We start from the raw sequence: 23,830 nt of genomic DNA on the forward strand, positions 1-23,830 counted from the left end.
CCCCTCCGTTCTCATGAGCTCTCCGTCCCCGGGACCGGTACGTCTGCGGCCAGCAGACCGGTGGCGCGCAGATCCTCCCACAGTGCGTCAGGAACGGGCAGGCGTAGCATCGCCGCGGCGTCCTGCGCCTGAGCGGCGGAGCGCAGACCGACCAGCACGCCGGCCACCGCCGGGTGCCCGAACGGGAATTGCAGCGCCGCCGCCCGCAGCGGCACGCCGTGCCGCTCGGCAAGCGATTTCAGCCGCAGCGCCCGGTCCAGCAGCGGCGCCGGCGCGGTCGCGTAGTCGAAGGTGGCCTGCGGCGTCGGGTCGGCCAGCAGGCCGGAGTTGAACACCCCGCCGATCACCACCGAGACCCCGCGCCGCCCGGCCTCGGGCAGCAGCTCGGCCAGGCCGTGCTGGTCCAGCAGCGTGTAGCGCCCGGCCAGCAGCACGGCGTCCAGGTCGGTCTCCCGGACGAACCGGGTGAGCAGCTCGGCCTGGTTCATGCCGGCGCCGATCGCGCCGACCACGCCTTCGTCGCGCAGCCGGGCCAGCGCCGGATAGGCCTCGGAAAGCGCTTGCTCGGCGTGGTCGTCCGGATCGTGCAGGTAGACCAGGTCGATCCGGTCCAGGCCGAGCCGGGTCAGGCTGGCCTCGATCGAGCGCCGCACGCCGTCCGCGCTGAAGTCCCAGCGGCGCCGGTGGGTGGCCGGCACCGCGAAACCGTTCGCCAGGTCGTCGCCGTCGGGCTCGGCGAGCGGATCGAGCAGCCGGCCCACCTTGGTGGAAAGCGCGTACTCCGCGCGCGGGTGCCCCCGCAGCACCTCGCCCAGCCGGCGCTCGGAAAGCCCGAGGCCGTAGTGCGGCGCGGTGTCGAAGTAGCGCATGCCGCTCGCCCAGGCCGCCTCGACGGCCGCCGCCGCGTCCTGCTCGCCGACCGGGCTGAACAGGTTGCCGATCGCCGCGGCACCGAAGGAGAGCGCGCTCACCGCGACGCCGCTGCGCCCGAGCCGCCGCGCGGTGCCCGGTTCCAGCACCGTCACGACTCGGCCGGCCGCAGGCGCAGCCCCTGCATCCCGCCGTCCACGGCCAGCGCCGTGCCGGTGACCGAGCCTGCCGCCGGGCTCGCCAGGTAGACGATCGCGGCGGCAACCTCCTCGGCGCTGACCAGCCGGCCCATCGGCTGCCGGGCGTTGAGCGCGGCCCGCTCCGCCGCCGGGTCCTCGGCGGCGTCCAGCAACCGCCCCACCCACGGGGTGTCGGCGGTGCCGGGGTTGACGCAGTTGACCCGGATGCCCTCGCGGACGTGGTCGGCGGCCATCGCCAGGGTCAGCGAGAGCACCGCGCCCTTGCTCGCCGAGTACAGCGCCCGCTGCGGCAGCCCGGCGGTCGCGGCGATCGAGCAGGTGTTGACGATCGCGGCGGTCCGCCCCGGGCGGGACAGGACGGAGTGCCGAAGGTGCGGCAACGCGGCGCGACTGGCCCGGACCAGGCCGAGCACGTTGACGTCCAGCACCCGGTGCCACTCGTCGTCCGGGTTGCCCTCCACCGTCCCGATCGCGCCGATCCCGGCGTTGTTGACCAGTACGTCGAGCCCGCCCAGCAGTTCGGCCGCCTGCCCCACCGCCGCCCGCACCGACGCGTCGTCGCGCAGGTCGGCGGCCAGGCCGTGCAGCGGCTTGTCCACGGTGTCGACCGCGAGGTCCAGTACCGCCACCTCGGCGCCGCGTTCGGCGAGCAGCAGCGCGGTGGCCCGGCCGATGCCGGAGGCGCCGCCGGTGACCAGGGCGCGCAGGCCGGTGAAGTCCGTCATCAATGAGTTCCTTCCGTACGGGCGAGGTCGGCGGCCCAGAAGCCGCCGTCCGGGTAGCTGAAGCGGGCGATCGACTCCGGCAGCATCTGCGCCGAGAAGCCGGGCTCGCGCGGCGCGCGGTAGTGGCCGCGCTCCATCGTCACCGGGGCCAGGAAGTGCTCGTGCAGGTGGTCGACGTACTCGATCACCCGGTCCTCGGTGCTCCCGGAGAGTGCCAGGTAGTCGAACATCGAGAGGTGCTGGACCAGTTCGCACAATCCCACACCGCCCGCGTGCGGGCAGACCGGCACGCCGAATCTGGCGGCCAGCAGCAGGATCGCGAGGTTCTCGTTGACCCCGCCGACCCGGGCCGCGTCCAGCTGCAGCACGTCGATCGATCCGGCCTGGAGCAACTGCTTGAAGACGATCCGGTTCTGCACGTGCTCACCGGTCGCGACCTTGATCGGGGCCACCCCGGTGCGGATCGCCGCGTGCCCGAGCACGTCGTCGGGGCTGGTCGGCTCCTCGATCCAGTACGGGTCGAACTCGGCCAGCGCCTTGGTCCAGGTGATCGCCTCGGCCACGTTCCAGCGCTGGTTGGCGTCGATCGCCAGCCGGATGTCCGGACCGACCGCGGTGCGGGCGGCCCGGCAGCGGCGGATGTCGTCCGCCAGGTCGGCGCCGACCTTGAGCTTGATCTGGGTGAAGCCGTCGGCCAGCGCCTGCTGGGCGAGCCGGGTGAGCTTCTCGTCGGAGTAGCCGAGCCAGCCGGGGGAGGTGGTGTAGCCGGGATAGCCCACCCGCAGCAGCCGGGCCTCGCGCTCGACCCGGCCCGCCCGCCCCCGCTGGAGCAGTTCGAGCGCCTGATCAGGCGTCAGAGCATCGGTGAGATAACGGAAATCGACCTGCGAGACCAGCCATTCGGGGGTGGCGTCGGCGAGCAGCCGCCAGAGCGGCTTGCCCTCGCGCTTGGCGGCCAGGTCCCAGACGGCGTTGACCACGGCGCCGATCGCCATGTGCATCACGCCCTTCTCGGGGCCGAGCCAGCGCAGTTGGCTGTCACCGACCAGCGTCCGGTTCAACGAGGCCGGGTCCGCGCAGAGTTCGGCCACCGGCAGGCCGATGACGTGCTGGCGCAGCGCGTTGATCGCCGCGACCTGGACGTCGTTGCCGCGCCCGATGGTGAAGCTGAAGCCGTGTCCCTCCAACCCGTCGCCCGCGTCGGTGCGCAGCACCAGATAGGCGGCCGAGTAGTCCGGGTCGGGGTTCATGGCGTCCGACCCGTCCAGCTCCCGCGAGGTGGGGAAGCGGATGTCGTAGGTGTCCACGGCGGTGATCCGGGCGACGGCGGCCACAGGGCGGTCCTCTCTCAGGCTTGGACGAAGGTCTGGCGCTGGCTGCCGAGGCCGTCGATCGCCAACTCGACATGCTGGCCGGGGCGGAGGTACGGCTGATCGGGCAGGCCGAGCGCGACGCCGGCCGGGGTGCCGGTGTTGATGACATCACCGGGTTCCAGGACCAGGTACTGGCTCAAGTACCAGACCAGGTAGGGGACGTTGAAGATCATCTGCTTGGTGCTGCTGTGCTGGCGGGCGGTCCCGTCCACCGACAGGCGCAGTTCCAGTGCCTGCGGGTCGGGGATCTCGTCCGGCGTCACGAGGTAGGGGCCGAGCGGGTTGAACGTCTCGCAGGACTTGCCGAGGTCCCACTGTCCCGAGAACTCGAGCTGGAACTCGCGCTCCGAGACGTCGTTGCTGATCGTGTAGCCGGCGATGTGCTCGACCGAACTCGCGGGGGAGTCCAGGTAGCGGGCCCGCCGCCCGATCACCACGGCCAACTCGACCTCCCAGTCGGTCTTCCGGGAGTTCCGGGGGATCAGCACCTCGTCGTACGGGCCGACCACGGTGCCCGGGTCCTTCATGAAGACCACCGGGCGCTGCGGGATCGCCGCACCGGTCTCCTGCGCGTGGTCGCGGTAGTTGAGGCCGATGCAGACCACCTTGCCGGGGCGCGCCACCGGCGCGCCCACCCGCAGGCCGTCCAGGGCCAGCTCGGGCAGCAGGCCGGCCGCCAGGGCGGCGCGCAGCCGGGCGATGCCGTCGGCGGCCAGGAAGCGGCCGTCGAACTCGGCGGTGACGGACGAGGCGTCGTAGCCGCGGCCATCGGCGGTGAGTACCGCGGGCCGCTCGGCACCGATCGGTCCCAGACGCATCAACTTCATCGGGAGGGCTCCCATACATCGGATGATTGCTGTCGTGGAGCTGGACTCTACGAGTCGTCACCACGGAGGGCAAGGGATTCATCCGAGGTCTTTCGGCCCGTCAGTCCGAAGCCGGGCGAAAAGCTACCGTCAGGCCTCTTGCGGGGGCCGGATGCAGGGTCTAGCGTCCACGGAGCCGGGGATTCACCCGATGAATCACCGGCCCGGCCACCTCCGTGCAGGTGCGCCACGTCGCGTGCCTTCCAGGCCGTGTGACCCAGCTCCTGCCGAAGCCGACAAACCTCGGATGTTAGAAGGAGTCAGAACGTGCAGACCACCCTCTCCCGGAGTGCGGCCACCCTCGGTGCGGCAGTCCTGCTGATCGGGCTCGCCACCGGCTGCGGCCGTGGTGGCGGCAGCGGTTCCGCCTCCGCCAAGCCGGCCATCGGCATCGATCTGCCGCGCTCGGACTCCGACTTCTGGAACTCCTACGCGCAGTACCTCAAGGCCGACGTCAGCGGCGACGGCGCCCACACGCTGCCGATCAGCAGCTCGCAGAACGACGTGACCAAGCTGGTCGCCAACGTCCAGGCCTTCGAGAACACCGGGGCCAAGGCGGTCGTGATGGCGCCGCAGGACACCGGTGCGATCGCCTCCACGCTGGACCAACTGGCCGCGAAGAAGATCCCGGTGGTCAGCGTGGACACCAGACCCGACAAGGGCAACGTGTACATGGTGGTGCGCGCCGACAACCGCGCCTACGGCACCGAGGCCTGCCAGTTCCTCGGCAAGCAGCTGGGCGGCAAGGGCAAGGTCGCCGAGTTCGAAGGCGACCTCACCTCGATCAACGGACGCGACCGCTCGGAGGCGTTCGCCGACTGCATGAAGCAGAACTACCCCGGCATCCAGGTCTTCGCGCTGCCCACCAACTGGGACGGCTCGGTCGCCTCCAGCAAGCTGCAGACCACCCTCGCGCAGAATCCCGACCTGAACGGCATCTACATGCAGGCCGGCGGCGTCTTCCTGCAGCCGACCATCGCCCTGCTCCAGCAGAAGGGCCTGCTCAAGCCGGCCGGCCAGCCGGGCCACATCAGCATCATCTCCAACGACGGCATCCCGCAGGAGTTCGACGCGATCCGGCAGGGCCAGATCGACGCCACCATCTCGCAGCCCGCCGACCTCTACGCCAAGTACGCGCTGTACTACGCCGAGGCGGCCACCCAGGGCAAGACCTTCCAGCCCGGCCCGACCGACCACAACTCCACCATCATCAAGCTCCCCAACGGCCTGGAGGACCAACTGCCCGCGCCGCTGGTGACCAAGGACAACGTGGACGACAAGAGCCTGTGGGGCAACAACGTCTCGCACTGAGACACGCTGCTCCAAGCACGACGAGGAAAGGACAGGCTGCACGATGCCGGAGAGCACACCCGTCCCGGTGGTCGAGGCCAGCGGGATCTCCAAGCGGTTCGGCGCCACCGTCGCCCTGCGCGAGGCGCGAATCGCCGTGGCGCCGGGCGAGTCGCACGCACTGGTCGGCCGCAACGGCGCGGGAAAGTCCACGCTGGTCTCGATCCTGACCGGCCTGCAACGGCCGGACACCGGCACCCTGCGCTTCTCCGGCGCACCGGCGCCGGCCTTCGGTGACACCGACGGCTGGCGCGCCAAGGTCGCCTGCGTGTACCAGCGTTCCACCATCATCGGCGGCCTGAGCGTCGCCGAGAACCTCTTCCTGAACAGGCAGAGCCTGAACAGGCAGAGTCCGAACCGGCAGAGTCCGAACCGGCAGACCGCGTTCGGCCTGCGCCCGATCCGCTGGCGGCGACTGCGCGAGCAGGCCGCCGAACTGCTCACCGGCTACGGCGTCGAGGTCGACCCGGCGGCCCGGGCCGAGGACCTGACCGTGGAGCAGCGGCAGTTCGTCGAGATCGCCCGGGCGCTCTCGTTCGGCGCCCGGTTCATCATCCTGGACGAGCCGACCGCGAAGCTGGACGCCCGTGGCATCGAGCGGCTCTTCGGCAAGCTGCGGGAACTGCAGGAGCAGGGCGTCGCGTTCCTGTTCATCTCGCACCACCTTCAGGAGGTCTACGAGCTCTGCACCAGCGTCACGGTGTACCGGGACGCCCGGCACATCGTCACCGCCCCGGTGGCAGAGCTGGACCAGGCGGCGCTGGTCGAGGCGATGACGGGGGAGAGCGCTGCCAGCACCGCACCGGCGCCGGTGGCCCGCCCCGCGCTCGCCACCGAGACACTGCTGGCGGTGGACGGCCTGACCCTGGCCGGTGCCTACCGGAACGTGGATCTCACGGTGCGGGCCGGCGAGGTGGTCGGCCTGGCCGGCGCGACCGCGAGCGGCAACGTGCGGCTCGGCGAGACGCTGGCCGGCCTGCACCGTCCGAGCTCCGGGCGGATCAGTGTGGCCGGCAAGGCGGTGCGCACCGGTGACATCCCGTCGGCGCTGGCCGCCGGCGTCGGTCTGGTCCCCGAGGACCGTCACCGCCAGGGCCTGGTCGCCGGGCGCAGCGTGGCGGAGAACGCGACCCTGACGGTCAGTTCCCAGCTCGGCCCGTACGGCACCGTGCTGCCCGCCCGGATCGCCGCCTTCGCCGGCCGGATGATCGAGGACCTGGACATCAAGACCCCGGGCCCTGACGCGCCCGTCTCGGCGCTGTCCGGCGGCAACCAGCAGAAGGTGGTGATCGCCCGCGCGCTGGCCACCGACCCGCACGTGCTGGTCGCGATCCGCCCCACCAATGGCGTGGACGTCAAGTCCAAGGAGTTCCTGCTCGCCCGGATCCGCCAGGTGGCGCAGGCCGGTCGAGCCGCCCTGATCGTCTCGGACGAGCTGGACGACCTGCGCTCCTGCGACCGCGTCCTGGCGATGTTCCACGGCGAGATCGCCGGCGAGTTCGCGCCGGGTTGGAGCGACGAGCACCTGGTCGCCGCGATGGAGGGCATGGCGCACGACCGGGCCGCCGCCGTCCCCGCGTCCGACCACACCGGCCCCGCGCGCGGCCACGACACCATCGAAGAGGACCACCATGTCTCCCACGACTGAAAGCGCTGTCCCCCCGCTCGCCGTCGGCCCCCGGCGCAAGCTGAACCTCCAGCGCTACCGCGATCTGTCGCTGGTCCCGGTGCTGCTGGTGCTCGGGGTGATCGGCTTCATCGTCTCGCCCGCCTTCCTGACCTCGGCCAACCTGATCGGGGTTGCGCAGCAGTCCACCGAGCTGAGCCTGCTGGTGCTCGCCGAGGCGCTGATCCTGATCTCCGGGCGGATGGACCTGTCGCTGGAGTCGACCATCGGCGTGGCACCGGTCATCGCCATCTGGCTGGTCCTGCCCAGCCACGGCGGGCGGTTCAACGGCCTTGGCCTGTTCCCCGGTTGGACGGCGATCCCGCTCTGCCTGCTGGCCGGCGCGCTGATCGGGGCGGTCAACGGCTTCCTGATCCTCAAGCTGCGGCTGAACGGCTTCATCGTCACGCTCGGCGCCCTGACCATGCTGCGCGGTCTCCAAGTGGCCCTCTCCCAGGGCCAGTCGATCGTCGACCTGCCCAGCTCCTTCAGCTACCTCGGCAGCGCGGCCTGGTTCGGCGTGCCGGCCGCGGTGTGGATCTGCGCACTGCTCTTCGCGCTCGGCGGCTGCGCGCTGGCCTGGCTGCGGCACGGGCGGGCGCTGTACGCGATCGGCGGCAACCCCGAGGCGGCGCGCACCGCCGGCATCCGGGTCGAGCGGGTGACCTGGGTGGTGCTGATCCTCGGCGGGCTGCTCGCGGCCTTCGCGGGCATCCTCTACACCGGCCACTACGGCTCCATCTCGGCCGACCAGGGCAGCGGTTGGATCTTCCAGGTGTTCGCCGCCACGGTGATCGGCGGCGTGAGCCTGAACGGCGGCCGGGGCACCCTGTTCGGCGCGCTGACCGGTGTGCTGACGCTCCAACTCGTCGTCAACGTCATGACCCTGGCGGGCGTGCCGCCGCTGTGGAACCAGTTCCTGAACGGCCTGATCATCATCGTCGCCCTGATCATCTCCCGGTTCACCTCGGGCGAGACCCAGGAGTGAGGTCGCGTCCCCGCGCGCCCATGGCCTGCCCCCTTTCGCCCCGTCCCCCTCGCACTTCCCCCCTCGTCCTTCCCCCTTCGAGGAGCGTCATGACCCTGCTCCGGCGCGCGGCCACCGTGGTGGGCGCGCTGCTGCTGGCCCCCGGCCTGGTGCCCACCCAGGCCGGGGCCGCCACCCCCACCGTGCTCTACGCCGCCCCCCACGGCTCGGGCACCAGCTGCACCCTGACCGCGCCCTGCGCACTGCAGGGCGTCAAGCAGAAGGCGCGCGGCCTGGCCAGGACCCAGACCGCCGACACCCATGTCTACCTGCGCGGTGGCACCTACCGCCTGACCAGCCCGCTCAGTTACGGCCCCGCCGACTCGGGCCAGAACGGCGCCAAGGTGGTCTATGCCGCCTACCCGGGCGAGAAGCCCGTGTTCAGCGGCGCCAAGCAGATCACCGGGTTCGCGCTCTTCGACAGCGGCAAGAACGTCTACCGGGCCGCAGTCCCGGCCGGCACCCGGAGCCGGCAGCTCTTCGTGAACGGCGAGCGCGCCCAGCGGGCCCGTGGCCCGCTCAACCCCGGCTTCACCTTGCAGGGTTCGAGCTTCATCAGCAGCGACCCCGCGTACGCCGCGTTCACCAACCAGTCCGGCGTCGAGATCGTCGACAACGCCGACTGGAAGCAGATGCGCTGCCCCCTGGCGAGCATCACGGCCACCAGCAGCGGCGGTTCGAGCCTGAACGTCGACCCGACCTGCTTCGCGAACAACAACAGTGCGGTGCCCGACCCGGGTTTCCCGTTCAACGGCGCCGGCCTGCCCGCGCTCTCCGGTGTCAGCTGGGTGGAGAACGCTTACCAACTGCTCACCCAGCCGGGCCAGTTCTACCTCGACAGCCAGGCCGGCTACCTCTACTACGCACCCCGCCCCGGCGAGGACCTGAAGACCGCCGACGTCGAGCTGCCGGTGCTGGACACGCTGGTCGACCTCGCCGGCACCCCGGGACACCTGGCGCCGGTCGACGACACCGACCCCGGCGCGCAGTACAGCGGCACCAGTTGGAGCTACGACAGCGGCCGCCCGTACGGCGACCTCGGCAACGACGTGCACGCCGCCACCGCCAACGGCGACTCGGTGAGCTACACCTTCACCGGCACCGGGATCGACGTCCTCGGTGAGGTCAGCAGCGACGAGGGCAGCTTCGACGTCTACGTGGACGGCGTCAAGGTCCAGGGCGCCACCGGCTACGGCCCGACCCGGCTCGCCCAGCAACGGATCGCCTCCGTCAGCGGCCTGACCAAGCGTCAGCACACCGTGAAGCTGGTCAAGACCGGCGGCCAGTACCTGGTGATCGACGGCTTCACCGTGATCCCCGACGCGCCGGCGCCGGTGCACGACATCAGCTTCCAGGGCATCACCTTCGCCTACGCGAACTGGCAACTCCCGTCCACCGCCGGCTATGTCGACAACCAGGCGGGCGTACTGTGGGACGCCACCACGCACGCGCCGACCCGGATCCCGGCCGCCGTCCAGGTGCACCGGGGCAGCGACATCAGCTTCACCGGTGACGAGATCGCGCACACCGGCGGCACCGGCATCGACCTCGCCGACGGCACCCAGAACTCCACCGTCACCGGCGACTGGATCCACGACACCGCGGGCGGCGGCGTCTCGGTCGGCGAGGTGGACGACTACTACCTCACCGACCCGACCCGCATGACCAGTGGCGACACCGTCTCGGAGAACTGGATCGACCACGTCGGCCAGGACTTCAGCGACGCGGTCGGCGTCTGGGCCGGGTACACCCGGAATCTGACGATCAGTCACAACGACATCGGCCACACCCCGTACTCCGGCATCTCGCTCGGCTGGGGCTGGGGCTACGCCTCCGACTGCTCGCTACAGGCCGAGCAGGGCCTGGCCAACCCCTGCCGGCACGGCACCGGCTACGCCGGCGGCAACCAGATCCTGGACAACCACGTGCACGACGTGATGGGCGTGCTGAGCGACGGCGGCCCGATCTACACCAACGGCGGCCAGGGTGGCGATGGGGGCTCGCTGACCTCGGTCCTCGCGGGCAACCTGGTCGAGGGCGGCAACCACACCAACAACATGCTCTACCAGGACGAGGGCAGCTCGTACTGGAACAGCCACGACAACGTGGCGCGGTTCGGCGGGCAGAACTGGTTCGGCATGTGGACGCCCACCATCCACGACATCGACGTGCACGACAACTACGCCGACAACGCGACCTACAACAACAACGGCAGCAACATCACCTTCAACCAGGCCACCGTGGTCAGCGGCGGAGCCTGGCCCGCCGCGGCACAGACCATCATCGCCGCCGCCGGGCCGGACCCGGCCTACCAGCCGCTCACCGGGCAGCTGAACGACGACAACCAGGCCGTCACCTATACCGGTTCCTGGGCGCAGTTCGGCTTCCGCGGCAACGGCGACCTGAACGACGACATCCACTACACCACCACCAACGGCGACACCGCCTCGGTCGGCTTCACCGGCACCGGGATCTCGGTGCTCGGTGAGAAGTACTCCGACCAGGGCCAGGACGAGATCTTCATCGACGGCGTCTCGCAGGGCCTGGTCGACACCAGCTCGCCGACCCGACTCGGCGAGCAGGTCATCTACAGCACGTCCGGCCTGCCGCTGGGCAGCCACACCCTGCACGTGGTCAAGCGCAGTGGAACCTACGCGACCCTGGACGGCTTCGAGGTGGCGGCGAGCTACAACGACACGGCGCCGGCGATCAGTTACGCCGGCAGCTCGTGGGGCTACGCCGGCGGCCGCGGCGACGGGGACTACGGCGACGACGTGCACTACGCCACGGCGGACGGCGACTCGGCGAGCGTCACCTTCGTCGGCACCGGCATCAGCTTCGTGACCGAGACCGCTCCCGACGAGGGCCAGATCGCCGTCTCGCTGGACGGCGCCGCCCAGGGCAGCGTCAACGCGGTCACCACCACCCGGCAGGCGCAGCAGACGCTCTACAGTGTCGGCAACCTGGCGCCGGGCCGGCACACGCTGACGCTCACCAAGGCGGGCGGCAGCTACCTGGTGGTGGACCGCTTCGACGTCCACTGACCGCGCTGGTGGCGGCGGCCCGGACGCCGCCGCCACCAGCGCGCCACGGAGCTGCCACACCTGATTCACCTTGCTCTACCTTTGAACCGGCATACCACCGAACCCGAAACGAGGCACCCGCCATGGCGGTCACCGACGAGGCGATCGAGAAGATCAAAGCCATGATCGTCTCGGGCGAACTCCCGGAGGGCTCGCGGCTCCCCAGGGAGGAGACGCTGGCCGCGACGCTCGGCCTCTCCCGCAACTCGCTGCGCGAGGCCGTGCGGGCGCTGGTCGCGATGCGCATCCTGGTCACCCGGCAGGGCGACGGCACCTACGTCTCCAGCCTGGAACCGCACCTGCTGCTGGACGGCCTCACCTTCGCCTCCGACGTCTCCCAGGGCCCGGCCGCCGTTCAACTCCTCCAGGTGCGCAGGCTGTTGGAGCCGCAAGCCACCTCGCTCGCGGCGGCCAAGGTGACCGACGAGGACCTCGCCGTGCTGCGCGAGATCCTCGACCAGTGCGCCGAGGCCGAGACGGCCGAGCAGTTCATCGAGTTGGACATGGCCTTCCACCGGCACATCGTCGGCCTGGTCGGCAACCCGGTGCTGGCCACGCTGCTGGAGATCGTCTCGACCCGCACCCAGCGGGTCCGACTGATCCGGGGCATCGACACCGCCGCCGCCTTCAGCTCCGCCCACCGCGAACACGAGGCCATCCTGGCCGCCTTGACCACCCGGGACGCGCCGCTGGCCGCAGCCGCCGCGATGGCCCATGTCGCGGCCGTGGAGCAGTGGGCGGCCGGCGGCGGGGTCTCCCGCAGCACCGCGCCTGAGCGGCTGGCCGGCGGGGAGGGCCCGTCGGCCTGACGGATCCGTGGCCCGGCACGACCGAGCCGGCGCTCCCGAGGCGTACTTCTGGCCCGATTCCTGCCCGATATTCGCAAGGCCAGCTGGTAGCACACCTCATGAACCGTCTTGACAGTGTCCGGATGAACCGGATAGGAAAAAGACGACGCAGGAAGCTCCAGCCTCCTGGATGCCCCGGCGCGTCGAGACTCCTTGACGGAGAACGTGAACCGCACTGGTCTTGTCGAAAAGGGGAATGCGACATCATGACACAGGAAGTCGCTATCGGCTCGGCTCGGTCGTTCGAAGACCTCATGAAGGAGGCTGATTCCGTCAGTGTGGACGGCTGGGATTTCTCCTGGCTCGACGGGCGAGCAAGCGAGGAACGTCCTTCCTGGGGTTATCAGAAGCTGATGAGCGCGCGTTTGGCATCCGCATCGGCCGCCCTGGACATACAGACCGGGGGCGGAGAAGTGCTCGCCGGGGCGCGCCGGCTGGCGTACAGGTTACCGCCCTACGCTGCGGCAACGGAGGGCTGGCCGCCGAACCTTGCGCGGGCCGCCAAGTTACTGCAACCCCGCGGTGTGACCGTTGTGCCACACCCGGATCAGCCACCATTCCCATTTGGTGACGAGTCGTTCGACCTGGTCACCAGCCGTCTCCCTTCCCCCGTGTGGTGGGCGGAGATCGCCCGCGTGCTCCAGCCTGGTGGCGCTTACTTCGCGCAGCACCTTGGGCCGGACACCCTCGCTTCTCTGGCGGAGTTCTTCGGTGCTCCGTGCGATACGGAGCTACAGAACCGGCGGCATCCTTACGCCGAGGCCGAGGCGGCCAAATCGGCGGGCCTGGATGTCGTTGACATCAGGTTCGAGCGGCTGCGCGTCGAATTCTTCGACATCGGTGCCGTTGTGTACTTTCTGCGCAAGGTCGTGTGGGCCGTACCCGGTTTCACCGTCGAGCGCTATCGTGATCGTCTTCGATCTCTGCACCAGCAGATCGTGGCCGAAGGGCCGTTCGTGACCTACTCGACGCGGACCCTGATCGAGGCACGCAAGCCCAAGCACGCTGAGGTCATGTACGACTTCGCACGTTGACGCAGTGAGGTCTTCCCGGCGAAATGATCTCCGCGAAGTGCGATGATCCGCGCGCTCCGAGGCGGATCGGGCGTGCGTTGGCCGATGTGCTGTCGGATTGCAACGGAAGAGGTTCGGTAGGCCCGGGTGACCGGTTTATGCATTCGGCTGACCGGTCTATGCAGTGAATGGTGTGGGTGGAGCCGGCCCAACCAGCCGCGAGGCTGGCCGGCGTGGGCGGTGGTGTTGTGGGGCTACTCGGGCGGGGCGTCGAGCAGGTGGGCTACGTACAGTTCACTGAGGGCGAGCCGGATGACGGCGGTGTCGACCGCCGCGTGAGTGCGGGTGACGGCCGTGGTGAGGTCGGCAAGGGCCCGGGTGCCGTCGGCGAGGTGGAAGACGATGGCGCACAGCGGGCTGAGCAGGTGTCCCTGCTCGGCGTCTTCGTCGTAGATGGCCAGGCGGCCGTCGGTGATCTCCTTGACACGCAGCCCTTCGCGGCGGGCCCGGGGGATGTTCATCGGCCGGTGTTTCCTCTCAGTGCCCGCACAGCGGTCCGTGGTCCTGGAAGTTGTTCACGGGGCGGACTGGTCGCGCAGGGCGGCCGGCATCGGGTGGACCTGCTCGGTCTGGGTGGCAACAGCCGGGACGGTGCGGTAGCGGTCGGGCCGGTCCAGGCGGATCAGGTACTGGTCGAGCGCGGTACGGCGCTGGATCCAGGCGGTCATGCCTTCGACGGTGTCGGGCAGTTCATCGAGCAGCTGGGTGAAGATGCTGCGGTGATATGCGATGGCGTGGGTGGTCGTGGCGTGGCTGGTCGTGGCGCCGGTGACGGCTTCGGGGTGGTGGCTCCCCTCGGCCTGCGGGAAGGCCGGTTCACTCTCTGCGCCGCCGAGGTAGAGCAGCGACCAGGGACGGTGGCCGAGTTCGGCCAGGGCGCCGCGCAGCACCTCGGCGGCGTCGGGGCGGAAGAGGGCGTCGTCCTCCACGACGAGCAGGGATTCCAGGGCGTCAATGTGGGCTTGCTGAATGGCCTGGCGGTGGGAGAGCGCGCGGCCGATGCGGGGGCCGTCCGGTGTCGCGGTGGCCGGCTGGCGGTGGAGGCGTTCGGGGCGGATGCCCAGGCCGACCAGTCGCCTCTGTACGGCCTGCCAACGGTCGGGGCGCTCGTCGAGGTTGATGCAGGTGATGCCGCCGAAGGTGTTGAAGGGGTTCTGCTTCTCCGCGTGGTAGTCGGCCACGCCCTGGCGGACGGCCTTGTCGCCCAGTACGGCGGTGAAGTGGTCGATGGCCTCGTCGGGGCGCTGGCCGAGCTCGTCGAAGCCGATGAGGTAGTTGAACAGCCGCTGGTACCAGGTCGAGGCGGTCCGCCCGGCACGGGGAGTGTCGAAGCGGTGGGTCCAGCGCAGGGCCGGCAGGCACCAGGTGGCGCCGCCGGCGCGGCGGAACTTGTCGTGCAGGTGGCCCTCCTCCCCGCCGTGGCGGGCGAAGGCGGGGTTCAGGCCGGGCCACGCGCTGGTCCGGCAGGCGAACAGGCCCAGGCCCTGCATGCCGATCTCGAAGGGCGCGGCACCGGGGTCGGCGCCGCGCGGGTCGCTGCCCCAGACCCCGTACATCAGCCGTTCCCAGCGCGGTTCCCAGTGGGTGGAGACCCGCTGCCCGTCGGCGGAGACCAGCGGCCCTTGGAGCAGGTCGCCGCTGTCGGGGTGCCGGTCGATGTATTCCAGCAGGGCGGCCAAGGCCCCGGGGGCCAGTTGGACGTGGGAGTCCACGCACATGACCCAGTCCGAGACGGCTTCGCGGAAGATCCGGTCGCGGGCGGCGGTTCCCACCCGCCGGTCGTAGGGGATGTAGCGCAGTTGCGGGAAGTCCTGCTCCAGTCGCTTCAGTGCCCAGGCGTGCGGGCCGGCGGGGTGGTTGTCGACCACCAGGAGGTTGACCTGGTCCATCGCCTCGGCGTGGTAGAGGAGCAGGCTCATGACGGTGAAGTACACGCCGTCGTAGTCGTCGTACGTGGCCATGCCCACCGTGAGGGTGCGCCGCTCCTGGGCCGGTCCGGGTTGCGGACGCGGGCGGAAGCGGTCGTCGGAGGCGGTCACCAGCTCCCGCAGGGCCGCCAGCCCCGCCTCGTCCGCCATCTCGGCTGAAGTGCCGGACACTTCCCCTGCTGTCATTTCTGCCTCATTCGATCAACACCGATTCGCTATTGAGGGGGCGTGGTGGAGCAGTCCGTGCCGATGGTGATCGCCCCGTGCGCCGAGGCCGCGGTGTGGACGCCGTCGCCGACCAGGACGGCGTCGTAGCCGTTCAGCAGCTCCTGGATCGTGCCGGGGCCGAAGTTCTCGGTGGTGGTGATGCCGGCGATGCCCCCGTAGTTGGTGTAGGCCGAGCCCAGCATCCGACCGTCGGAGGTGTAGAAGTGGACCAGCGCGCCCACCAGCGGCCGTCCGGTGCGGACGTCGGTGGCGGTGGCGGTGATGTTCTCCAGCTCCAACGACGTGATGTTCAGCGTGGCCTGGCTGGCGCTCAGGCTGGCGGGTGCCAGGTTGGAGCAGTCGGCCTCGCCGCAGATGGGCGCCTGCGCCACGGCGGGCGTGGCGGACGCGGTGATGGCGCCGAGCGACAGCGTACTCACCGCGACGGCCGCGAGTCCGGCGATCCTGTTTCCTGCGAGCCTCATAGGTCCCCTTCCACGGGCGACTCGGTGACGGCATGTTCGGGGTGTCATCTCACCTGAGTGGCCTACCGCTCACATCCGACAATCAGGGCATATGCGGGCGTCGGTCGCGCATTTCGCCCCATCGGATGAACAACACAAACGACACAATCGTCGCGGCGTTCGACCCCCGGGCCCCTGTCCGAGCCACCTCCGCCAGGAGACGCTGAGCTGTGCCCTGTGCCGGGGCGCGGTCCTGCGCGAAACCTTCCCCGCCACACGGCCACAGCGGCGGGGGGCAGGTACGCCCCCCGCTCACCTCTCCGGGGGCGGGCGCCTACAGCCCGCCGCCGGACTCCGTGGTTCCTGGGGCATCGTCAAGCGCACGCCAACGGCCGTCCGCGAGCGCCTCTTCGAGTTCCCGAGACGACAAGCTGAGGGGTCGGATGCCCGGCAGCCTGCCTGACGTCAGCAGCCCTGGGTGGCCACCAGCGCGTGGTAGGCGTCCAGGTCGTACTGGTAGCCCTTGACGTTCGGGCCGTCGGTGGCGGGATCGCCGTGGTCGTCCACCAGGATGCTGGGCTGGTTGAGGGCGACCGAGATGTAGCCGTGGTGCAGCTTGTAGATCAGGTCGAGCGTGCCGACGTTGTAGCGCGCGGCGGCGGAGGCCGTCGAGCAGCTGAAGCTGCCGAGCGAGCTCATCGCCACCCGGTTGCCGGTCACGTTCATCCAGCCCTCGAAGGTGTAGAGGGCGGAGCTGCGCAGGCCGCTGGAGTCCGTGGAGTTGAACTCGTGGCCCATGCCGAGCTTGCCCTCCTCGGGACTGGTGGTGCCGTCCGCGATGTGGGCACCGCTGACGGTGCTCTGCGCGGTCTTGTCGAAGGTGTCGGCGGCGAGCTGGTTCCAGATGCCCATCAGGTTGGTGGCGCTCTGCCCCTCCCAGACGAAGGCCGGGTGGATCGCGGAGTTGGCGGCCGTGCCCACGGTGGCGTAGCAGCCGCCGGCGTTGGTCAGGCCCGCCGCGTTGAGCTGAGAAGCCATGGTGGCGTCGTCGAACTTCGCCAGCATGCTGTTCCAGGCGGCGCCGCCGCCGAAGAACTGGATCGCCGCTGCCTCCACATCGACGTAGCCGTCACGGTAGTTGGGGTTGTTGGTCTTGGAGAAGTTGCCGAAGCCGCAGATGCCGGAGGAGAAGCTGTTGGCGTCGTTGTAGGTGTAGTTGCCGGCGAAGCCGAGCGCCTCCTCCAGCAGCGTCACCTTGTTCTGCTCGGCGGCCGTCAGCTCGCTCCAGGCGGGGCCGTTCTTGAGCAGCAGCAGCGCCTGGGCGACCGGGGCGTGCGCCCAGCCCTCCAGACCGCCGTCGGCGTCCGGCTCGTTGCCGCCGGCGATCAGGTGGCGGACCTGGGCGAGCAGCGCGCTGTCCACCGTCGTCCCGCCACTGGCCTTGCTGCCCGGGGCCTGCCGGTCCACCAGGGCCAGGTAGTAGAGCACCTTGGCGGCACCGATGTTGAGCGGGTTGGTGCCGGGGCGGGGCACGGCGGAGGTCGGCGCGGCGAAGGCGATCAGCGGTGCCGCCACGGCCGAGTCGATCTCGGTCTGGCTGAACGCGCCGCCACCGCCGGCCGCGCTAGTGGTCGCGGTGACCGGAGCGCTCGGGGCGGATTCGGTGCCGGCGGAGTCGACGGCGGTGACGGTGTAGGTGTGGCTGCTGGATGCGGCCAAGCCGGTGATCGTGGCGCTGGTGGAGGTGCTGGTGCCCACCACGGTGTTGCCCTCGTAGACGTTGTAGGAGGTGGCCGGGTCGCCGTTGCTGGTCTCGGTCCAGGAGAGCGCTATCGAGGAGCTGGTGACGCTGCCGGCGGTCAGACCCGTTGGGGTGGCCGGGCTGGTCGGGACTCCGGCGCTGGTGGTGGCCGTGACCGAGGAGCTCGGGGTGGATTCGGTGCCGGTGGAGTCGACGGCGGTGACGGTGTAGGTGTGGCTGCTGGATGCGGCCAGGCCGGTGATCGTGGCGCTGGTCGAGGCGGTGGTGCCCACCACCGTGCCGCCCTCGTAGATCTTGTAGGAGGTGGCCGGGTCGCTGTTGTTGGTCTCGGTCCAGGAAAGCGCTATCGACGAGCTGGTGATGGCGCCGGCGGTCAGACCCGTCGGAGTGGCGGGGGCGCTGGTGCCACCGGCCGCGGTGGTGGCCGTGACCGGAGCGCTCGCGGCCGATTCGACGCCGGTGGAGTCGACGGCGGTGACGGTGTAGGTGTGAGTGCTGCTCGGCGCCAGGCCGGTGATCGTGGCATTGGCCGCGCTGCTGGTGCCCACCACCGTGCCGCCCTCGTAGATCTTGTAGGAGGTGGCCGGGTCGCTGTTGTTGGTCTCGGTCCAGGAGAGCGCTATCGACGAGCTGGTCGTGGTGCCGGCGGCCAGGCCGGTTGGGACGGCGGGGCTGCTGGAGCCGTTGCCGGCGCCGGTGACCGTCACGTTGGTCGGCGCGATGTAGTGGCTGGAGTAGTCACCGCTGAACTGGAAGGTGACATGGGCGCCGGGGGCGATGGTCCCGTTGCCGCTGGTGTTGGTGAAGGTCTCGTGCTGGCCGCTGGAGCTCAGTGCGGCCGAGGCCTCGCTCTCGATGTTCATGGTCGGGTCGAGGTTCAGCTGGACGTTCCAACCCGTGGCGGTGCCGGTCGAGTTGTTGGTCACGGTCACCTCGTCGGTGTAGCCGGAACCCCAGTCCTTGATCTTGCTCACCGAGGCGGTCAGACCCACGCCGCCGCCGGGGATCTGCACGGTCACGGGTGTGCTGTGAGTGGACTCCACACCGGAGGCGTCCACCGCGGTGACGGTGTAGGTGTGCGTGCTGCCCGGTGCCAGGTTGCTGATCGTGGCGCCCGGCGCGGTGTTGCTGGTCACCACCGTGCCGCCCTCGTACACGTCGTAGGAGGTGGCCGGGTCGCTGTTGTCGGTCTCGGTCCAGGCCAGATCGGCCGAGGTGCCCGTGGTGTTGGTGACGGTCAGGCCGGTCGGGGTGGCCGGGCTGCCGGGGCCGTTGCCCGGGATGCTCGCCGTCACGGCGGCGCTGTGGCTGGACTCGACTCCTGCGGCGTCGACGGCCGTCACCGTGTAGGTGTGTGAACTGCCGGCCGTCAGGCCGGAGATGGTTGCGGTGGTCGAAGTACTGGTGCCCACCGCGGTGTTGCCCTCGTAGACGTTGTACGAGGCCGCCGGGTCGCCGTTGTCGGCCTCGGACCAGGTCAGCGTCGCGCTGGAGCCGGTGGTGCCGGACACGGCGAGGGAACCCGGCGTGGCCGGCGAACTGCCGCCGCTCTGCTGGCCGGTGGCCAGGGTGAAGTCGGCGAACTCGTCGGTGGTGGTCTTGCTCGGGCTCCACGAGGTGTCGTGGCCGCCGTGGAAGGTGGAGAAGAAGACGCCGGAGGCGGGGGTGTTGCCGAGCGTCTGGGTGGTCTGGCAGACGGGGGTGGCGCCGCCGTCGGCCCAGATCGTGATCTGGCCGGTCGCGACGTTCACCTGCTGCTCGATCGCGTGCCACTTGCCGTCGGCGTTGAACTTCCAGTTGCCCAGGCAGAGATCGGCGCCGTAGCCGGAGCCCGAGGCGGTGTAGAAGTACAGCTCGCCGTCGGTCGAGTTGGCGCTGCCGCCGCGCCACATGTAGCGGGTCGACCAGCCGCCGTTGCAGTGCTGGCCGCCGCTCTCACAGCCGGGCACGCCGCCGTAGAGGCCGGGCATCTTGCCGGCCAGCTTGCGGCCGAAGTCGAAGCCCACCGGGAAGTTGTAGGAGTACTTCAGGTCGACGACGTTGCTCTGGGCGAGGGCCTGCTGCCCGTTCAGGTTGAGGTTCTGGTAGAACTGGCCGCCGTCGAGGCCGCAACCGCAGCTCGGCGGGCCGCTGTTGGCCGGGTAGGTGACCTTGAGGGCCTGGCCGCTGCCGGGCGCGGTCGGGTCGCTGATCGCCTGCATGTTCTGGTAGCCCCAGTTGCACGGCGCGGTGCTGGTCGCGCCCTGGCACTGCTGGGTGTCCGGGGTGATGCCCCAGTTCTGGTGCCAGGTGCTGTTGGGGAAGCCGTCGAAGTAGCCGGTCCAGGCCGCGCTCGCCCCTCGGGGGGAGTTGGTCGCGGCGCTGGTGGCGCCGCTGGTCGCGGTGGTGCCGAGCATGGCGGTCATGGCCACCAGGGCCACCGCCAGGAGTTGCCCGGTCAGCCGTCGCAGCCGGCCGGTTCGCTGCCGTTGAGTCCGATTCATCTGTGCCCACTCCCAGTTGACGTTGGGTCACGCTGCCTAAGACGGTCGCGATTGGACGGGTCACCGACAAGGCTTGCTACGGTAAAGCTTCAGTATTCTGATTCTCATTCACACTGATGAACGCTTCGGGTATGCGGCCGGCCCCCGGGAGACCCGCGCGCAGCTGCCGTCGGGAGCCACGGCTTCGTTCAGCCCGGCCTCGGTGAACGCCGGTGGTTCCGCGGCGCTGTCGATCACCACCAGCGCCGCCACGCCGGCCGGCAGTTACCCGATCAACCCGGGCTTCGAGAACGGAACCAACACGACGCCGTGGAGCCAGAGTTCCACGACCGGCTCGGCGCCGATCAACAGTGACACGGTCGACGAGCCCGCGCACTGGGGTAGTTGGGACGCCTGGCTGGACGGCAACTCGACGTCTGGTACGGACACCGTTTCGCAGACCGTCACCATCCCGGCAGGCTGCACCGCGACCCTCTCCTACTGGCTGCACGTCGACACCACCGAGAGCACCGGCACCGCCAAGCCGGACAACCTCAACGTCCAACTCCTGAACGGCAGCGGCGCCGTGCTCGGCACGGTGGCCACGTACTCCAACCTGGACGCCGGCACCGGCTACACCCAGCACACCGCCGACCTGTCGGCCTACGCGGGCCAGACCGTCACGCTGAGGTTCAGCGGCACCGAGACGGACGCCAACGGCGGCACCACCAGCTTCGTGATCGACGACACCGCGCTCAACGTCGCGGGCTGACGCCGAACGCACACACCAAGGGAGCGGCTCCCGAAAGGGGGCCGCTCCCACCAGTGAGGCGCCCGGCCTCGGCGTGAGCGCGAGGCGGGCCAGAGCCCCGACCTGCCCTCCTCCTGTCCTCCTTCCGGCGCGCCGCGCGCCGTTCCACAATGGAACCAAGACTCGGAGAGAGGTACCCCGAATGCCGCACGACCAGCAGCACCAGCAGCACCAGCACGAGACCACTACCGTCCAGCTCAACCACACCGTCGTCCACGCCACCGACCGGCAGCTGTCCGCCGGGTTCCTCGCCGAGGTCCTGGGCCTGGAGGTGAGTGCCCCGTTCGGGCCCTTCCTGCCGGTCGACCTCGGCAACGGCGTGACGCTGGACTACTACGAGACGCGTGGTGAGCCGATCCAGTCGCAGCACTACGCCTTTCTGGTGCCCGACGACCAGTTCGACGCCATGATCGCCCGATTGGAAGCGATCCGGGTGACGTACTACGCGGACCCCAGCCACACCGACCCGGGCCGGATCAACCACCTGTTCGGTGGCCGGGGCGCGTACTTCGACGACCCGGACGGGCACAACATGGAGATCATGACCACGCCGTACGCTCGTTCCTGACGCTCAGTCCGTTCCGCCGCCGGATGCCGTGCCGACGACCGGATCAGCAGGCCACGGTCGTCAGTCGTCGGTGGCCTGGTAGAGCGTGGTCCAGAAGTCGTGGATGAGCCGTGCCGAGTCCGGGGTCGACATCCCTACCTGGGTGAGCAGGATTCCGGTGAGCTGGTTGTCCGGGTCGGCGTAGGCCGTGGTGCCGGTACCGCCGTCCCAGCCGAACTGGCCGATGGGCGCGTGGTCGCCACGATGGGTGCGCACCGCCATCCCGAAGCCCCAGCCGCCCTGTTGCCCTTGGCCGACCGTGAGGTGGGCGATGTTCCTGTACATGGCGTGCCGGGCAGCTTGTTGCTCGGGCGACCGGCGTTACGGGTCGGCCGACCTGCTCCGGCTGGTCAAGATCCGGAACTTGGCCGGAGCCGGCGTGCCGCTGGCCGGGATGTCGAGCAGCCCCAGCGCCGTGGCGCTCGACCGCAAGGCAGCGCGCCGTCGAAGGGGCGTCAGGGTGAGCAGGTCTGAATCTGTGCGGCGGGGACCGGCGGAGCGAGGAAGTGGCGCGGGCACCGGCCCCTCCTAGCCCGTTGGCCGGCACTCGCTGAATTGCATCAGCACGCCGGTGCTGCCGGTCGGAACGACCGGGGGCAGGAGCCGGCGGTAGCGGAGACGTTTCCCGTTCCCGTAGTCGGCGCGGCCCGGAACGTCTGGAGCGCCGCTGTGCGACCACACCAGCACCAGTCCAAGCCGTGCTCGTCGCGGGACGGCGAGGTGGCCGATCCTGGCGAGGGCACCGCCTGCCGGGACCAGGGAAACCTGCAGAGCGGGGCGGGTCGGCGTGCCAGGCCACTTGCGGTTCGAGTCCGCGGCGAAGCCGGCGTTCCAGGCGTAGCCCGCACTCTGCAGTGCGCGGGCTACCTCGGCCGTCACCTCGGTGACGTCCCCTGGCCGGAGCGCCGTTACTGTCTCCCAGCACGGGTCCCTGCCGAAGACGCCGGCGCCCGTCCTGCGTTCGACGACGTGTTCCTGGTAAGCGCCGCAGCGCTTCGCGAACCGGCGTAACTGCCGTGCCCCGCAGAGGCGTTGCCGTGCCATGTCGGGCGGGGCCCCGAGTGTGAGGATGGACAGGATCGAGACGACGAGCAGCAGGGGAGCGAGCGGGGTCACCCTGGCGAGCTTGGCGAAGACACTCATGTGTACCTCCGCTCCCAGTGTCCGTTCGGATCGAGGCACCGCCAAGGTGCGGATGGCTCAGGTCGACCCGAGTCTTTTCACCCTTGACGAGGGCCCGTAGACCAGTCACGAGGTCGCGCGCAGAGCCGGAGTCAAGGAACCCCATCAGCTCTCGAATGGCCGGCCGGGGTGGGGCGAACCGCCGACGCATGAGCTCGCCAGGCCAGATCTTGCGGTGCAAGAATCAGCCATGATCGACGAACTCGACCTCGTCCTGGTCGACGCGCTCCGGCTGGACCCGCGGGCGACCTGGTCCAGGCTGGCCGCACCGCTCGGCGTCGACCCGGCCACCCTGTCGCGCCGTTGGGCCAGGCTCTCCGCCGACCGGGACGCCTGGGTGACCTGCTACCCCTCGGCCGAGCACTGGGGCATGGGGCTGATGGCCCTGGTGTCGGTCGAGTGCCGGTCGAACGAGGTCGGCGCCGTCGCCACCGCGCTGGCGGCCGATCCGCAGGCCGCGACGGTCGAGGTGATCACCGGCTCGGCCGACCTGCTGGTGACCGTGGTCGGGGTCGAGCCGGCCCAGGTGACGACGTACGCGCTGGACCGGATCGGGCGCGCGCCGGGTGTGTTGCGCACGCGCACGGCCTTCGTCGAGCGCACGTTGCGTGAGGGCAGTCGGTGGCGGGAGGGCGCGCTGGACCCCGCGCAGCGTGAGGCGATCGGCGGCGCCGACCCGACGGCGGCGGAACTGCCCGCCAAGCGCGCCGCGTTGGTCGACTGGTGGTTGATCCGGGAGCTCGGCGCGGACGGCCGGATGCCGTTCGCCCAGCTCGCCGAGCGCACCGGGCTGCCATCCACCACGGTCCGGCGCCGGGTCGGCGAGCTGCGCGAGTCGGGCCGCCTGGTGCTTCGTTGCGACGCCTCCCAGCGGCTGGCCGGGCGCACGGTGCACACCGTGCTCTGGCTGGAGGTGCCCGCGCCGGACCTGGACGCGGCCACCGGGTGGCTCGCGGAGCAGACCGAGACCCGGATGTGCGGGGTGGTCGCGGGGGCGGCGGCGAACGTGGTGGCGTCGGTGGTGACGCATCAGATCGCCGACACGCGCCGGGTCGAGGCCCGGCTGGCCCGACGGTTCCCGCAGGCCCGGGTGGTGGATCGGCAGGTGACGCTGCGGATGGTGAAGCTGGTCGGCCACCTGCTCGACGGCGAGGGCCGGTCGGTGGGCTATGTCGGGATCGACCCTTGGGCGGGGGTGGACGACGACGTGACCCGCCCGCGGGGCCGGACTGGTGGGCGGGCCAGACTCATCGGGTGACGGAGCGCCGGCCGGGCCGAGCCGGAAAGCGCTTGCCGTGGCTGCCGTTGGTACCACTCCGGCCCGCC

The 23,830-nt window shown here is 70.3% G+C and carries 18 protein-coding genes and 1 pseudogene; 9 read left to right on the plus strand and 10 right to left on the minus strand.

Annotation, left to right across the window (positions count from 1 at the left end; all coding sequences use genetic code 11):
• Window positions 1-11: 11 nt before the first annotated feature.
• Genes ABH937_RS22510 through ABH937_RS22525 form a run of 4 tightly spaced genes read right to left on the minus strand, consistent with a single transcriptional unit; the run spans window position 12 to window position 3,995 of the window.
• Window positions 12-1,025 carry an aldo/keto reductase gene (locus ABH937_RS22510; RefSeq protein ID WP_370219221.1) on the minus strand — a complete coding sequence of 338 codons (1,014 nt, stop codon included), beginning with the start codon at window positions 1,023-1,025 and terminating at the stop codon, window positions 12-14.
• On the minus strand, window positions 1,022-1,795 hold the full coding sequence (locus tag ABH937_RS22515; RefSeq protein WP_280693102.1) for an SDR family oxidoreductase: 774 nt from the start codon (window positions 1,793-1,795) through the stop codon (window positions 1,022-1,024). Before ABH937_RS22515 ends, ABH937_RS22510 begins: the two co-directional genes overlap by 4 nt.
• A complete protein-coding gene (locus tag ABH937_RS22520; protein ID WP_370219222.1) occupies window positions 1,795-3,129 on the minus strand; it encodes an L-fuconate dehydratase in 1,335 nt (444 codons plus the stop codon). The genes ABH937_RS22515 and ABH937_RS22520 overlap by 1 nt, the downstream gene beginning before the upstream one ends.
• 14 nt (window positions 3,130-3,143) lie before the next feature.
• Entirely contained in the window at window positions 3,144-3,995 is an 852-nt protein-coding gene (locus tag ABH937_RS22525; RefSeq protein WP_370219223.1) for a fumarylacetoacetate hydrolase family protein, read from the minus strand.
• 306 nt (window positions 3,996-4,301) lie between these two features.
• On the opposite strand from ABH937_RS22525, the gene ABH937_RS22530 reads away from it, so the two are divergent.
• From ABH937_RS22530 to ABH937_RS22555, 6 genes are all read left to right on the plus strand, one after another.
• Window positions 4,302-5,345, plus strand: coding sequence for a sugar ABC transporter substrate-binding protein (locus tag ABH937_RS22530; RefSeq protein WP_370146760.1), 1,044 nt, complete (start codon window positions 4,302-4,304; stop codon window positions 5,343-5,345).
• Between the two features lie 43 nt (window positions 5,346-5,388).
• Complete coding sequence (locus ABH937_RS22535) at window positions 5,389-7,032, plus strand: sugar ABC transporter ATP-binding protein (protein WP_370219224.1); 1,644 nt, start codon at window positions 5,389-5,391, stop codon at window positions 7,030-7,032.
• On the plus strand, window positions 7,016-8,038 hold the full coding sequence (locus tag ABH937_RS22540) for an ABC transporter permease (protein WP_280693098.1): 1,023 nt from the start codon (window positions 7,016-7,018) through the stop codon (window positions 8,036-8,038). Before ABH937_RS22535 ends, ABH937_RS22540 begins: the two co-directional genes overlap by 17 nt.
• A gap of 89 nt (window positions 8,039-8,127) precedes the next feature.
• Window positions 8,128-11,121 carry a hypothetical protein gene (locus ABH937_RS22545; protein ID WP_370219225.1) on the plus strand — a complete coding sequence of 998 codons (2,994 nt, stop codon included), beginning with the start codon at window positions 8,128-8,130 and terminating at the stop codon, window positions 11,119-11,121.
• Between the two features lie 122 nt (window positions 11,122-11,243).
• Entirely contained in the window at window positions 11,244-11,969 is a 726-nt protein-coding gene (locus ABH937_RS22550) for a FadR/GntR family transcriptional regulator (RefSeq protein ID WP_280693096.1), read from the plus strand.
• A 245-nt stretch (window positions 11,970-12,214) separates the two neighbouring features.
• On the plus strand, window positions 12,215-13,042 hold the full coding sequence (locus ABH937_RS22555) for a methyltransferase domain-containing protein (protein ID WP_370219226.1): 828 nt from the start codon (window positions 12,215-12,217) through the stop codon (window positions 13,040-13,042).
• Window positions 13,043-13,275: 233 nt separating this feature from the next.
• Here the strand turns inward: ABH937_RS22555 and ABH937_RS22560 are convergent, their stop codons facing one another.
• The 4 genes from ABH937_RS22560 to ABH937_RS22575 all read right to left on the minus strand — a co-directional run bounded on the left by ABH937_RS22560 (window position 13,276) and on the right by ABH937_RS22575 (window position 19,925).
• Window positions 13,276-13,542, minus strand: coding sequence for a hypothetical protein (locus ABH937_RS22560; RefSeq protein WP_370219227.1), 267 nt, complete (start codon window positions 13,540-13,542; stop codon window positions 13,276-13,278).
• A 54-nt stretch (window positions 13,543-13,596) separates the two neighbouring features.
• A complete protein-coding gene (locus tag ABH937_RS22565) occupies window positions 13,597-15,180 on the minus strand; it encodes a glycosyltransferase (RefSeq protein ID WP_370219228.1) in 1,584 nt (527 codons plus the stop codon).
• 44 nt (window positions 15,181-15,224) lie between these two features.
• Window positions 15,225-15,701, minus strand: coding sequence for a hypothetical protein (locus tag ABH937_RS22570; protein ID WP_280693092.1), 477 nt, complete (start codon window positions 15,699-15,701; stop codon window positions 15,225-15,227).
• Window positions 15,702-16,145: 444 nt separating this feature from the next.
• Window positions 16,146-19,925, minus strand: a complete 3,780-nt coding sequence (locus ABH937_RS22575) for a polysaccharide lyase (protein WP_370219229.1) — start codon at window positions 19,923-19,925, stop codon at window positions 16,146-16,148.
• 202 nt (window positions 19,926-20,127) lie between these two features.
• Between ABH937_RS22575 and ABH937_RS22580 the strand changes: the two genes are divergently transcribed.
• Window positions 20,128-20,676: a hypothetical protein gene (locus tag ABH937_RS22580; protein ID WP_370219230.1), complete on the plus strand. Its 549-nt coding sequence runs from the start codon at window positions 20,128-20,130 to the stop codon at window positions 20,674-20,676.
• Window positions 20,677-20,857: 181 nt separating this feature from the next.
• Window positions 20,858-21,283, plus strand: a complete 426-nt coding sequence (locus ABH937_RS22585) for a VOC family protein (protein WP_370219231.1) — start codon at window positions 20,858-20,860, stop codon at window positions 21,281-21,283.
• Window positions 21,284-21,343: 60 nt separating this feature from the next.
• Here the strand turns inward: ABH937_RS22585 and ABH937_RS22590 are convergent.
• Both ABH937_RS22590 and ABH937_RS22595 read right to left on the minus strand, forming a co-directional pair.
• Window positions 21,344-21,643, minus strand: a pseudogene (locus ABH937_RS22590) (serine hydrolase); the annotation flags it as partial.
• Between the two features lie 207 nt (window positions 21,644-21,850).
• Window positions 21,851-22,465, minus strand: a complete 615-nt coding sequence (locus tag ABH937_RS22595; RefSeq protein WP_370219232.1) for a hypothetical protein — start codon at window positions 22,463-22,465, stop codon at window positions 21,851-21,853.
• Between the two features lie 229 nt (window positions 22,466-22,694).
• On the opposite strand from ABH937_RS22595, the gene ABH937_RS22600 reads away from it, so the two are divergent.
• Window positions 22,695-23,762 carry an Lrp/AsnC family transcriptional regulator gene (locus ABH937_RS22600; protein WP_370219233.1) on the plus strand — a complete coding sequence of 356 codons (1,068 nt, stop codon included), beginning with the start codon at window positions 22,695-22,697 and terminating at the stop codon, window positions 23,760-23,762.
• Window positions 23,763-23,830 lie beyond the last annotated feature (68 nt).

It is taken from the genome of Kitasatospora sp. GAS1066B, from assembly GCF_041262605.1.
Taxonomy (GTDB): Bacteria; Actinomycetota; Actinomycetes; order Streptomycetales; family Streptomycetaceae; genus Kitasatospora.

Excerpts from the sequence above, each read along its gene's own strand:
- ABH937_RS22535 (WP_370219224.1), top strand. The coding sequence starts at position 5,389 with ATGCCGGAGAGCACACCCGTCCCGGTGGTCGAGGCCAGCGGGATCTCC.
- ABH937_RS22595 (WP_370219232.1), bottom strand. The coding sequence starts at position 22,465 with ATGAGTGTCTTCGCCAAGCTCGCCAGGGTGACCCCGCTCGCTCCCCTG.
- ABH937_RS22525 (WP_370219223.1), bottom strand. The coding sequence starts at position 3,995 with ATGAAGTTGATGCGTCTGGGACCGATCGGTGCCGAGCGGCCCGCGGTA.
- ABH937_RS22585 (WP_370219231.1), top strand. The coding sequence starts at position 20,858 with ATGCCGCACGACCAGCAGCACCAGCAGCACCAGCACGAGACCACTACC.
- ABH937_RS22540 (WP_280693098.1), top strand. The coding sequence starts at position 7,016 with ATGTCTCCCACGACTGAAAGCGCTGTCCCCCCGCTCGCCGTCGGCCCC.
- ABH937_RS22545 (WP_370219225.1), top strand. The coding sequence starts at position 8,128 with ATGACCCTGCTCCGGCGCGCGGCCACCGTGGTGGGCGCGCTGCTGCTG.
- ABH937_RS22515 (WP_280693102.1), bottom strand. The coding sequence starts at position 1,795 with ATGACGGACTTCACCGGCCTGCGCGCCCTGGTCACCGGCGGCGCCTCC.
- ABH937_RS22570 (WP_280693092.1), bottom strand. The coding sequence starts at position 15,701 with ATGAGGCTCGCAGGAAACAGGATCGCCGGACTCGCGGCCGTCGCGGTG.
- ABH937_RS22560 (WP_370219227.1), bottom strand. The coding sequence starts at position 13,542 with ATGAACATCCCCCGGGCCCGCCGCGAAGGGCTGCGTGTCAAGGAGATC.
- ABH937_RS22555 (WP_370219226.1), top strand. The coding sequence starts at position 12,215 with ATGACACAGGAAGTCGCTATCGGCTCGGCTCGGTCGTTCGAAGACCTC.
- ABH937_RS22550 (WP_280693096.1), top strand. The coding sequence starts at position 11,244 with ATGGCGGTCACCGACGAGGCGATCGAGAAGATCAAAGCCATGATCGTC.
- ABH937_RS22575 (WP_370219229.1), bottom strand. The coding sequence starts at position 19,925 with ATGAATCGGACTCAACGGCAGCGAACCGGCCGGCTGCGACGGCTGACC.
- ABH937_RS22600 (WP_370219233.1), top strand. The coding sequence starts at position 22,695 with ATGATCGACGAACTCGACCTCGTCCTGGTCGACGCGCTCCGGCTGGAC.